We start from the raw sequence: 11,379 nt of genomic DNA, 5'->3' as shown, positions 1-11,379 counted from the left end.
TTTAATCGTATTTTTGGTATAAAACGCCCCTTGAATGATTTCATCCGTTTACTTGAATGGCTAGTTGCACGAAACAGTGCTATAAAACTAGCAATGGAGTTCACCATGTCTAAGGTTTGCCAAGTTACCGGCAAGCGTCCTATCGTTGGTAACAACGTATCGCACGCAAACAACAAAACCAAACGCCGGTTCGAGCCGAACCTGCACCACCACCGTTTCTGGTTAGAAAGCGAAAAACGTTTTGTACGTCTTCGTTTAACCACTAAAGGTATGCGTATTATTGATAAATTGGGTATTGAGAAAGTTGTTGCTGATCTCCGTGCTCAAGGTCAAAAGATCTAAGGAGTCTGAACAATGCGTGATAAAATCCGTCTCGTTTCTACCGCTGGTACTGGTTATTTCTATACCACGACTAAGAACAAACGTACAATGCCGGAAAAAATGGAAATCAAGAAATTTGATCCAAAAATCCGTCAACACGTAATCTTCAAAGAAGCTAAAATTAAATAATTTTGGTTTCTTTAAAAAACGACTTCTTTTGAGGTCGTTTTTTTTGCTCTAAAAAAGTAGCAGCCCCACAGTCAACTGTGCTTATAGCAACATAATCGAGATTTACATGATTTTTTTTGATAATTAAAAAAATTGTCATCAACAATTTCTATTTTACTTGTTACAATTTATTCGATTTCTTGTTGGCATGTTTTATGCTGATTTATTTATACCTTAACCGCAACGATTAAGGAGTTCTAATGCCACATGATGTTGGTTTAATTATATTACTTGCTGTTGGTTTTGGTTTTGCGCTTATTTTTGGCTATATCGCAGCACGTTTACGCTTACCTCCTTTAATTGGTTATCTCATTGCGGGCATTATTATTAGCCCGAACACCCCAGGTTTTGTGGGGGATATCAAACTTGCCAATCAGTTGGCTGAACTTGGTGTCATGTTTCTCATGTTTGGCGTGGGCATGCATTTTTCCATCAAAGACTTACTTCAAGTCCGCCGTATTGCCATACCTGGTGCAATTCTGCAAATCAGCGTCGCAACCTTACTCGGTGTGGGTGTTTCCATGCTTTGGGGATGGAGCTTTGGTTCGGCCCTCGTCTTTGGTTTAAGCTTATCTTGTGCCAGTACCGTGGTACTGCTCAAAGCACTCGGTGATCGAGGCTTACTCGAATCCGTTAACGGTAAAATCGCTGTTGGCTGGCTCTTGGTTGAAGATCTGGTCATGGTGTTGGCATTGGTGCTTTTGCCTGCTATCGCCGTGCTACTGGGTGGACACGCTTTACATGGTACAGATACATCGCAAAGTATTTGGATGACCATTGGCATTACTTTATTAAAAGTCGTTGGTTTTATCGCCTTTATGTTAATCGTTGGCAAACGTCTTGTCCCAATGATTATACAATTTGTCGCTCGTCTAGGTTCACGCGAATTATTTACCTTAACCGTAGTAGCAGCCGCAGTATCGATTGCCTATGGGTCTTATGCCGTTTTTGGTGTTTCGATGGCACTCGGTGCATTCTTCGCAGGCATGGTGGTGAAAGAGTCTGACTTTAGCCATCGAGCCGAAGAAGAAACCCTACCCTTACGTGAAATCTTTGCAATTTTATTCTTCGTATCGGTCGGGATGCTATTTGATCCAAGCATTCTGCTAGAAGAACCATTACATATTCTGGCTGTGGTTGCGATTATTATGGTAGGTAAAACATTGGCAGCGATTGCCTTGGTTTTGTTCTTCCGTTACCCGATCAACACCGCTTTAACTGTAGGTGCAAGTCTGGCTCAGATTGGCGAGTTCTCATTTATTTTAGCCACGATGGGTGTTGCACTCGGTTTACTAACGCTAGAGGCTCAAAATCTGATTCTGGCAGGGGCATTATTTTCCATCACCTTGAACTCGTTTATTTTCTCCGCTATCGAACCAACACAACAGTGGATTCGCCAACGTTCGCATCTGGCACGTCTATTAGAGCGCAGTAGTGATCCACTGGCGATGCTACCTGATGAGGTCGATCAAGACTATTTACGCGATCAGGTGGTGATTATTGGTTATGGTGGAGTCGGTCGTCGCATTAGTGACAATCTAATACAACAAAATATCAAAGTAGTGATCGCCGAAGAAAATCGTGAGATCGTGGAACGATTACGTACTCAAGGCATCGCAGCGGTTAGTGGTGAAGCCACCGAACCAAATGTTTTGATTCAGGCACACATTCAACATGCGCGTTTGTTGGTCATTTCACCCATGGATATTTTGGATATTCATCGGATCGTCGACATTTCCAAACAGTTAAATCCTGAAATCCAAGTCTTGATTTGCGCTGAAAGCAAGGAAGAAGCGGCGGTGATTCGAGAGGAAAATATTGGTGAAGTCTTCTATGCGAAAGAGGAAATGGCAAAGAATATGAGCCATCTCATCCTAAGTCGGATCGAGCTGGCACACCAATCCACTGGCTATTAAACGCTTTAGATACCATAAAAAAAGCGTACTCTCAAGTACGCTTTTTTGCTTATAAATATTAGCTTAAATGAGGTGGCTGCTCATCCATAACTTCCGCTTGCCACTGATTCATTTGCTTTTCTAGCAAACCAAATAAAGCCGCCTGAATCATATGTTGAGCGACTGCGGGAGTTTGATCACCAAGAATTTCTTTCACTTCGTCACTAAATTGAATCTTTACTAAAGGCTCTTGTTCAGAACCAGCATTACGCAACGCGAGCTCACCACCTTCGAGTTGAACCAATTCTAGCACCGCTTCTTGGTTACCAAATAATTCTTTTAACTGCTGCATTGACATATATATTCTCCATGCTTCAATCATGGTGGCAAAGCACGTGTGCACTTTGCGATCTCACGTCTTATTTATATAAGTGCTGTTTGCATGAATTTCAAGTATCTCACTGGTTTAACTTAGAACTCAACCATTTCGTTACGAAAACCATCAATTAAGTGACTTAACTCGCGATGCCATTCACGCAAAATTTTGGCATCAGGTAACCATGCTTGTGGGCTTTGAGTCACTTTAATGATCAAATTAGATGAGGTTTCATTCTCTGGCTCTGGCGAAGTCGGCTCTGGCGCATATTGGCACATCCGATAAGCACGTTTTAATTCAGCCACAAAACCATCTTTTGCCAAATGCTGTAACACTGAAATTTCTGGAGAGACTTGACCCTTATCCGCCATATGCGCTTCAATGGATTTAAAGGTCGGTTGTAAATCATTGAGACGGTAGTAACGCACCAATTCTTGCAAGAACGCTAAAATCGCCCCATGCAAATGAAATACCGCAGCTTCACGATAAGCCTGTGCCTGTTGAATATGTTCAGTTTGCTCTGCCTGTTGACATGCAAGTCGAGCAAAATAAAGTTTTTGATTGGTACGATCGGCATGGTAGCGAGCAACACGAGACATCTTAAATCCCTATTTTATTTCATTTAAATCATGAGCAATTGTAAAGCGAATTGGCGATTAAACAAATAGTGATCATCACATCAATTCAACAGGATAAATTCTACGCTTTGCAATACATGCTACAGGTGCAGCAAAAGGACGAACATTGCTGATCACCCAAGCATAATAACCTTCAGCCCAACGAGATGCCTGTGCTGCTTCAACTTCATGTTGTTGCCAAGCATGCACAGATTCAATGTCAACCAAAGCAACCGATCTGCCCATTTCCTCATCGCCATCTTTCAACAGATAGCTTTGGTTTTCTACGATAACTAGATTTCTGAGCGGCAATTCCTCAGGTAACCATGAGCGAACTTCTAAAGTTTTAAGCCCTTGTGCAATTCGCTCACCGTTCGGTGCAACAATAGATAAAGCTGCATATTGCTTAAACATTAAGAATTAAGCTTTATCGTCCGCAGCTTTCACTCGGATGCCCACACCTTTGACACGTAAGGTATTTAAACCTTTAATCGCCTTGACACCCTCTCTTGGATTGGTCATTTCTACAAAGCCAAAACCTTTAGATTTTCCTGTTGCCTCATCCTTCACCACGACACAAGATTCGACTTTGCCATACTGTTTGAATAACTCAAGGACTTCTGCATCGGTCACGGAACGATCTAAATTACGAACTAAAATTTTCATGCTAAAACCTAAAAAATGATTCATTTTTAAAGAAATGAATCAAAATAATTGAATACATCTAGTTTAATCGAGATCAATACCAAAACCTAAACTTATTGCTGAGTTACGTTGCCAATTACTTTTATTAAATGTCGAAGGAACTTGACGATGAATCTGCACATCTAGCAAATGTTGAGGTAAATCATTAAGAAAATAGCTTTCTACTTTCCGCCCTAGCTCATCATATTGATCTTGTGACCATAGATTTAAATTTTGTTTGGTCAAAATCAATTCATTTTCGGCGCGTGTAAGTGCCACATAGAGCACACGGCGCTCCTCTTCTACATCATCAAAATCACCTTGCGCCCGTGCGTGCGGATATTGATTCGGCGAAACATGCGGGACATAACACACTTTTTGTTCCGTCCCTTTGGCGGAATGAATCGTAATCAAAGTCACCAAGTCTTGATCAGGGGTTTTATCTATTTCGGAAACAGAAATAGGATCAAGCACATATTCTTCCAAGAACTCGCCCAGCAACTGATGTTTCCGTGCCAGTTGTTTTACCAGATCAAAATCTTTGACCCGACGACTCCAATCTTTATTTTTATAGTTATTTTCTAATTGTTCACTTAAAGCATCCAGTGCCAAGCCAATACAGGCTTCGACATGCTGTTGCAACACATCGAGTTGCTTCAAGATTAAAATGGCTTGCTGTGGCACTTTGCCATGTCGCTCTAAACGCTGACAACGCGCATCAATGTCTGCGAGTTGGATCAACTCTTGCGCCAATTTACTCGCACCAACATCGCCAACACCATCCCATAAGGTCAGAAATCGCATCCAAGCCAAATCATCCTGCGGATTGACACTGACCCGAAGAAAACTTAAGACATCTTTGACATGTGCGGATTCGAGTAGTTTGACCCCACCGATAAAACGATACGGAATATTGGCAGCAATTAAAGCCCCTTCTAAATATCGACCACTAAACCCAGAACGAAGTAAAACCATGTGTTCAGCCCACGCTGCACCTTGGTAATGTCGTTGATTCAAATCTTGAATAATCCAATTGGCTTCTTCAAATTCATTGCCTAAAATATGTAGCTGTGGCTTCAATCCTTTACCACGATAAGCCAACAAGTGTTTGTCATAACGAATCTGGCTCTGCTCTAATAACCAATTAGATAAATCTAAAATTTCCTGCGTTGAACGATAATTCATTGCCAAAGTAAGCACCTCAGCATCAGGCACTCGTTCTTTAAAATGATGAATATTTTCAAAATCTGCACCACGGAAACCATAAATCGACTGAGCATCATCCCCTACGCAGAACAGTTTCACTTTTCCGACTAAGGGTTGCAGCAAAGCCCATTGCAGTGGATTGGTATCCTGCATTTCATCGACCAATAAAGCAGAACAGAAGCCTGTCACCCATTTCACCAACTCAGGTGAACTTTGTAAGTGCACTGCGACAATCGATAAAATATCATCATAATCAAGAAAGTTTCGTGCTTGCTTACGCTGTTCATAAGCCTGCATCAGTTCAGCAATTTGCGTTTTATATTCGACTGCCTGAGGAAGCTGTTGAATCAGTGCATCGGAAAGTTTGGTCTTGGTATTGCGTGCATAGGAATACAAATCACAAAGTTCAGCAGCTTTGGGTAGCACATTGCCTTTATCTTTGCCACGCAATAAACGAAACATCAACAACTGGTCATCACGATCAATAATACTAAATTGTGTTAAACCAAAAGCTCTAGGATTGCGACGCAATAAATACATGCAAAAAGTATGAAATGTTGATGCCCGTAAACCCTTGGCTTGTGCGCCCATATGCTGCTCTACACGGGTTACGATTTCACTTGCTGCACGACGAGTAAAGGTCAATATCTGAATCTGTTGTACTGCTAAACCCTGATCGATCAAATACGCTGCTCTTGCCACAATGGTTTTGGTCTTCCCACAACCCGCCCCTGCTAAAACTAAGCAGTTTTGTGCTGCCGTGGTTGCGGCTTGTTTCTGTTGTGGATTCAGTTCATCAATTAGCTTGGCAAGCGTCATAAAGTCGGTCAGTTTGAAGTGAAGTGGTATTTTAGCAGACTAAGGGAAATGAAACATTTCACGCTACAAAAACAAAAAGAGCATGCTCAACACATGCTCCTAATACCCAAACAACTCAGTTTAAACCACAGTCGAGCTATGTGGGAGTTGCTTAATTGCTCCAGCAAAGGTCAGATAATTGATGCCTTGAAATAAGATATCAATCGCAAGGAACATACCGAGTACCCAGAAAGGTGAACTTGGCGAGGATAAGATCAAAACCCCAGTGAATAACGTTACGACACCTGAAAAAAGCACCCAGCCCCAACCCGACATCGGTCTAAGGATAAAGGCGTTCACAGTCCGAATAATCCCTGCAATAATTAAAGCAATTGCTAAAAAACTAGTCAGAACCACGGCGGTAATCACAGGTGTGGTAAATGCAAAATAACCTGCGATGAGATACAACACACCAAACAATGCCCACAACCAGCGTGTACCACCTTTGAAGACCATAAATGCGGCAAGAAAATGTAAAGCCCCGCCCAACATCATGAGTACACCGAATAAAAGAACGGCTGAGAGCGTTGCGAAAGGCAAAGCAGCCAAAAGAACCAGACCAATAATAATCAATACCACGCCCAATAACAGATACCATTTACGATCAGCGTGTAGCTGATTGCGAATCAAGTCATTACCCACTGTTTTCATCATTATTTACTCTTTTATCATCAAGTTTATATTTATATTCTGAGCGTCTTTTATCCGAACTTCTGTATAAGGCATGTTGACAATTCATGATGTAATGTCAGGGAAACTGGTGTTTTATTTCATCATTTTTATTTAAGGAGTGTTTTGTTTATATGTGGGTAAATCGAGACTTATCCACACATTGTCCTCGCCATCCTTTTAAAGCCCCAACTTTACTTGATCCAACCTATTTCTTTTGCCGTAAGCATACTAACCATCGTTTGCTCTAGATCATTTGGCATTTTACTTTTGTGTTCTGAAAGTGGAATACGCCCACCCATAATCTCAGCCTTGGTTTGTGGGTACAATGGCTTCTGATCTGCTTGTGCATAACCAATGGGGAAAATGGGCTCACCCGTATCTAAAGCATATTTATCGGTGGCACCAAATCCATGAAGTAACTCATGTACAAGGACCACATTGTTTTGATCTACTTGTTTCTGTGATGCAAACAGATTCACCGAACCAATTCGACCACGTTGCAATGCAGTAGAGTGCTTTAACATATTGGTTTGCTTTGGATCATAAAAATTCAGATACAAGGTTAAACTTGGATAACCATCAATCGATTGACGTTGTTTCCATGCATAAAACCGAAACTTCAAACTCCATAAAATATTTTTGAAGATACTCTGCTGCTCTGACATTGCGGGGGGTGTATGGTAAAGCTCACGCCCAATTTGCAGCATAAAATAACTGCTTTGCCCTCGATAGTGCTGACTATTGCACTCTAAATATTGTTTTACTTCAATAAAGTCATCTAATCGTAATTGCTGAATATAGTGTTGCGTTGTGTCTAAACCATCGGCATTAATCGGATGTAAAAGGATGATAATCGGCTGATTCCAATCTTGATTTTGATCTCGATAAGCATTGACCGCAACTACCAAGAGCACCATCAATAAGCATGCCACTCGAATATTTTTCCACATTGCTTAACCCTAAGTAGAATTCAATTATTGCTTTTATTTGTTCTATAAAAAATGCTAGCAAATCGCTAGCATTTTTTATTTTATCAATGATTAAGCTTCAACCCATTTGCCGTTTTGGAAGACCAAACTCCACTTGGTTTGTTTACCTTCTGCTGTTTCAGAACCCACGTATTGCACTTGATTCTTACGGCTAAACTTCACCACTGTTGGGTTGCCTTCAGGATCTACATCAGGTGCTTGCAATAAGAATTGATACTTCTCGTCCAACTGCTCAGCCACGCTACGTAACTCAGCCACTTTTGGTGCACGTGTTTCACGAATTTTCGGGAATTTACTTGCTGCCAAGAACAACCCTGCTGCACCATCTCGTAACACGAAGAAATCATCATGTTTGGTTGAACGCAAATGTTCCATCTTGATCGGATCAACACGAGGCGGCGCAGGCTGACCACTCTTTAATACTTTACGGGTATTATCACAGCTTGAACACGCAAAATACGGACCGAAGCGACCTGTTTTAAGCTGCATCTCGCCATCACATTTATCACATGGAATGGTTGGACCGTCATAACCTTTGATCTTGAACTGACCTTCCTCAAGCTCATAACCATCACAGTCTGGGTTATTACCACAGACATGTAACTTACGCCCACCATCAATCACATAGCTATCCATGGCAGTGCCACATTTAGGACAACGATGTTTTGACATCAAGTCTGCTGTTTCAGCACCATCATCATCGGACAGCACAGCTAAAGACTCAACAGGTGTCAGATTCAATGTTCCTTTACAGCGCTCTTTAGGCGGCAAGTTATAACCTGAACAGCCGAGGAATACCCCAGTTGTACCAGTACGCACTTGCATCGGACGAGAACATTCAGGGCACTGCACGTCAGCCACTTCGACAGGCTGATTACGGCGCATGCCGCTTTCGCCTTGCGCATTGGTTAGACGCTTTTTGAAATCGCCATAAAACTCATCCAGTAACTCTTTCCAGTTCCGATCACCCATTGCCACTTTATCAAGTTGCCCTTCTAAGTCTGCGGTAAACGCATAATTCATAAGGTTGTTAAAGCTTTCATCGAGGCGATCTGTAACGATCTCACCCATCTTCTCAGCAAACAGACGACGGTTTTCAAGTTTGACATAACCACGATCTTGAATGGTTGAGATAATCGCAGCATAAGTCGATGGACGACCAATGCCACGTTTTTCTAATTCTTTAACCAAAGATGCTTCAGTAAAACGTGCAGGTGGCTTGGTAAAATGCTGGCTTGGATCAAGTTGTTCTAATTTCAGCACTTCGCCGACTTTAACAGCAGGAAGCAACACATCATCATCAGATTTATTGGCACCACGAACTTTGGTAAAACCATCAAAAACCAAGGTACGACCTTTGGCTTTAAGCTCTACATTTGCTGCTTCAACAGTTAAAGTTGAAGATAAATATTCGGCTGGTGTCATTTGACACGCAACAAATTGACGCCAAATCAAATCATATAAACGCTGAGCATCACGCTCTACACCAGCAAGTTTATCGCCCGTTAATACCACATCAGATGGACGAATCGCCTCATGCGCTTCTTGTGCACCCGCTTTATTGCCATAGCGATTTGGCTTTTCAGGCACATATCGATCGCCAAAGGTTTGCTGAATATGGTTACGTACCATATTGACTGCGTCATCACTCAAAAAGGTCGAGTCAGTACGCATATAGGTAATAAAACCACCTTCATATAACCGTTGCGCCAGCATCATGGTTTTTTTGACTGAGAAACCTAAACGTGTGCTTGCTGCTTGTTGTAAGGTCGAAGTGATATAAGGTGCACTTGGATTAACTTTGGTTGGTTTATCTTCACGCAATGCAACTTTATATTCAGCATCTTTTAATACACTGAGCAAAGCATCAGTTTGAGCTTTATTTTTAAGCTTGAGCGTTTTACCTGCTTGTCTCACCGCTTCTAAGCGAATGTCATCTTTTTTCGATTTAGTGTCTGCAAAGACTTGCCAGTATTCTTCTGGAATAAATGCACGAATTTCACGTTCACGCTCGACGACGAGCTTAACCGCAACTGACTGAACACGTCCTGCCGATAAACCACGGGCAATTTTTTCCCATAACAACGGCGAAACCATAAAGCCAACCACACGGTCAAGAAAACGACGTGCTTGTTGTGCATTAACGCGGTTTAAGTCCAAGCGTGTCGGCTGCTTAAATGCTTCTTGAATGGCATTTTTGGTAATTTCGTTAAAGACCACACGATGATAACGGCTATCATCGCCACCGATGACTTCTCTTAAATGCCAAGCAATCGCTTCCCCTTCTCTATCCAAATCCGTTGCGAGATAGATTGCATCAGCATCTTTGGCGAGTTTTTTCAGTTCGGCAACGACATTTTCTTTACCCGGTAACACTTCATAGTGTGCAACCCAATCATGTTCTGGGTCGACACCCATACGATTAATCAGTGCTGATTGTGCTTTCTCAGCCTTTTGTTCATCGGTGAGTTTAACGCGGGTAACAGGCTTCTTTTCAGTTGCCTTACTTCCCCCACCAGTCGGTAAATCACGAACGTGACCTACTGATGATTTCACGATAAATTGTGAACCTAAATATTTATTAATGGTTTTCGCTTTTGCAGGCGACTCCACAATCACTAAGGCACGTTTAGTTGCAGCAGAGGTTGAAGCTGCTGTGCTTTTTGCAGCAGAGCGTGGAGTATTCGCCATAATGAACCGTTTTTCCTGTGGTAAATCAAATAATTAGAGCTGAGCTAATTCATATAAATAAGCTTTCATAGCTTCGAGTTGTGTCGCTCTAAGATCAACTTCTTCATCCCAGTACATGCCGACACAGTTCGCCTGCATATCAATAGCATAAACTCCTTTTAATGCAATAGCTAAGTCATTAAATTTCTGCTCACCTTGCACGACTTGGAGTTTCCCATCGATCACTCTTGCCCGCATAAGTGGCAATCGAGCATCTGGGATCAGTACACTATAATAAGTCACCATACTGGCACGATGTTCTGTCGCCATTGGTATCTTGGTCCACTCTGGCGCAACGATGACGCGCGGATGCAATCCCATTTTTCGCGCTTGGTCACGCATTATACCGAGTGCTTTTTCTCGAGGGCTAACACGCAAACCAAAAATCGAGCCAAGTACAAACAGTACAATCGCTACCGTGATCCAAATTCCAACATTACTCATTAAAGTCGCCCAAAACGTCCTTTTATTAGCGTTACATAAGTTTGAGTTAAAAGGCAAGTTTTCCTTACAGTATGTGTTCAGGATGCCTGTTTCAATCAATAATGCGGTGGTTTATCACTCATTGGATCAAAAGTTGCAATGCCCTCTGACAAATCCGATGCTTCTATGCGACGATACAAGAACTGCATTTGTTTTTTTAAATCTGCAATTTCTTGTGTCTGAATCACCAATTGTTGGTTTAGTTGTTCAACTAAATCGTCTAAAAATGCAATTCGGACTTGCAAATCTTCAATGGGTGCGGACAATGACGCTTGATCATCAAAATTTTGTTGTTTAGTCATTTCAGACCTCATCTGAGC

General features: G+C 41.9%; 13 protein-coding genes. 3 read left to right on the top strand and 10 right to left on the bottom strand.

Features of this window, described 5'->3' with window-relative positions; genetic code table 11:
- Positions 1 to 105: 105 nt before the first annotated feature.
- From rpmB to F903_RS04755, 3 genes are all read left to right on the top strand, one after another.
- Positions 106 to 342 carry a 50S ribosomal protein L28 gene (gene rpmB / locus F903_RS04765; protein WP_004649871.1) on the top strand — a complete coding sequence of 79 codons (237 nt, stop codon included), beginning with the start codon at positions 106 to 108 and terminating at the stop codon, positions 340 to 342.
- Between the two features lie 12 nt (positions 343 to 354).
- Positions 355 to 510 (top strand): 50S ribosomal protein L33, encoded by a 156-nt coding sequence (rpmG, locus tag F903_RS04760; RefSeq protein ID WP_003654787.1) that lies wholly within the window; start codon positions 355 to 357, stop codon positions 508 to 510.
- Positions 511 to 749: 239 nt separating this feature from the next.
- Positions 750 to 2,465 carry a cation:proton antiporter gene (locus F903_RS04755; RefSeq protein ID WP_005194989.1) on the top strand — a complete coding sequence of 572 codons (1,716 nt, stop codon included), beginning with the start codon at positions 750 to 752 and terminating at the stop codon, positions 2,463 to 2,465.
- Between the two features lie 58 nt (positions 2,466 to 2,523).
- On the opposite strand, the gene F903_RS04750 is transcribed toward F903_RS04755, so the two are convergent.
- From F903_RS04750 to F903_RS04705, 10 genes are all read right to left on the bottom strand, one after another.
- On the bottom strand, positions 2,524 to 2,802 hold the full coding sequence (locus F903_RS04750) for a hypothetical protein (protein ID WP_004668558.1): 279 nt from the start codon (positions 2,800 to 2,802) through the stop codon (positions 2,524 to 2,526).
- Between the two features lie 113 nt (positions 2,803 to 2,915).
- Positions 2,916 to 3,419 carry a DUF6586 family protein gene (locus F903_RS04745; RefSeq protein WP_005194988.1) on the bottom strand — a complete coding sequence of 168 codons (504 nt, stop codon included), beginning with the start codon at positions 3,417 to 3,419 and terminating at the stop codon, positions 2,916 to 2,918.
- 75 nt (positions 3,420 to 3,494) lie between these two features.
- Positions 3,495 to 3,851 (bottom strand): ASCH domain-containing protein, encoded by a 357-nt coding sequence (locus F903_RS04740; RefSeq protein ID WP_005194987.1) that lies wholly within the window; start codon positions 3,849 to 3,851, stop codon positions 3,495 to 3,497.
- Positions 3,852 to 3,857: 6 nt separating this feature from the next.
- Positions 3,858 to 4,103, bottom strand: coding sequence for an RNA recognition motif domain-containing protein (locus tag F903_RS04735; protein ID WP_004668553.1), 246 nt, complete (start codon positions 4,101 to 4,103; stop codon positions 3,858 to 3,860).
- 63 nt (positions 4,104 to 4,166) lie between these two features.
- Positions 4,167 to 6,146, bottom strand: coding sequence for an ATP-dependent helicase (locus F903_RS04730; RefSeq protein ID WP_005194984.1), 1,980 nt, complete (start codon positions 6,144 to 6,146; stop codon positions 4,167 to 4,169).
- 120 nt (positions 6,147 to 6,266) lie between these two features.
- Positions 6,267 to 6,839, bottom strand: coding sequence for an HdeD family acid-resistance protein (locus F903_RS04725; RefSeq protein ID WP_004668549.1), 573 nt, complete (start codon positions 6,837 to 6,839; stop codon positions 6,267 to 6,269).
- Positions 6,840 to 7,048: 209 nt separating this feature from the next.
- Complete coding sequence (locus F903_RS04720; protein WP_005194979.1) at positions 7,049 to 7,807, bottom strand: hypothetical protein; 759 nt, start codon at positions 7,805 to 7,807, stop codon at positions 7,049 to 7,051.
- Positions 7,808 to 7,897: 90 nt separating this feature from the next.
- Positions 7,898 to 10,537: a type I DNA topoisomerase gene (gene topA / locus F903_RS04715; protein WP_004668544.1), complete on the bottom strand. Its 2,640-nt coding sequence runs from the start codon at positions 10,535 to 10,537 to the stop codon at positions 7,898 to 7,900.
- Between the two features lie 33 nt (positions 10,538 to 10,570).
- Positions 10,571 to 11,020, bottom strand: a complete 450-nt coding sequence (locus F903_RS04710; RefSeq protein ID WP_005194977.1) for a hypothetical protein — start codon at positions 11,018 to 11,020, stop codon at positions 10,571 to 10,573.
- A gap of 95 nt (positions 11,021 to 11,115) precedes the next feature.
- Positions 11,116 to 11,361 carry a SlyX family protein gene (locus F903_RS04705; RefSeq protein ID WP_004668540.1) on the bottom strand — a complete coding sequence of 82 codons (246 nt, stop codon included), beginning with the start codon at positions 11,359 to 11,361 and terminating at the stop codon, positions 11,116 to 11,118.
- Positions 11,362 to 11,379 lie beyond the last annotated feature (18 nt).

It is taken from the genome of Acinetobacter sp. NIPH 298, assembly GCF_000369505.1.
In the GTDB taxonomy this organism is placed as follows: Bacteria; Pseudomonadota; Gammaproteobacteria; order Pseudomonadales; family Moraxellaceae; genus Acinetobacter.
The sequence above is the reverse complement of the archived record's forward strand: the minus strand, read 5'-3'. Positions and strand labels throughout refer to the sequence as shown.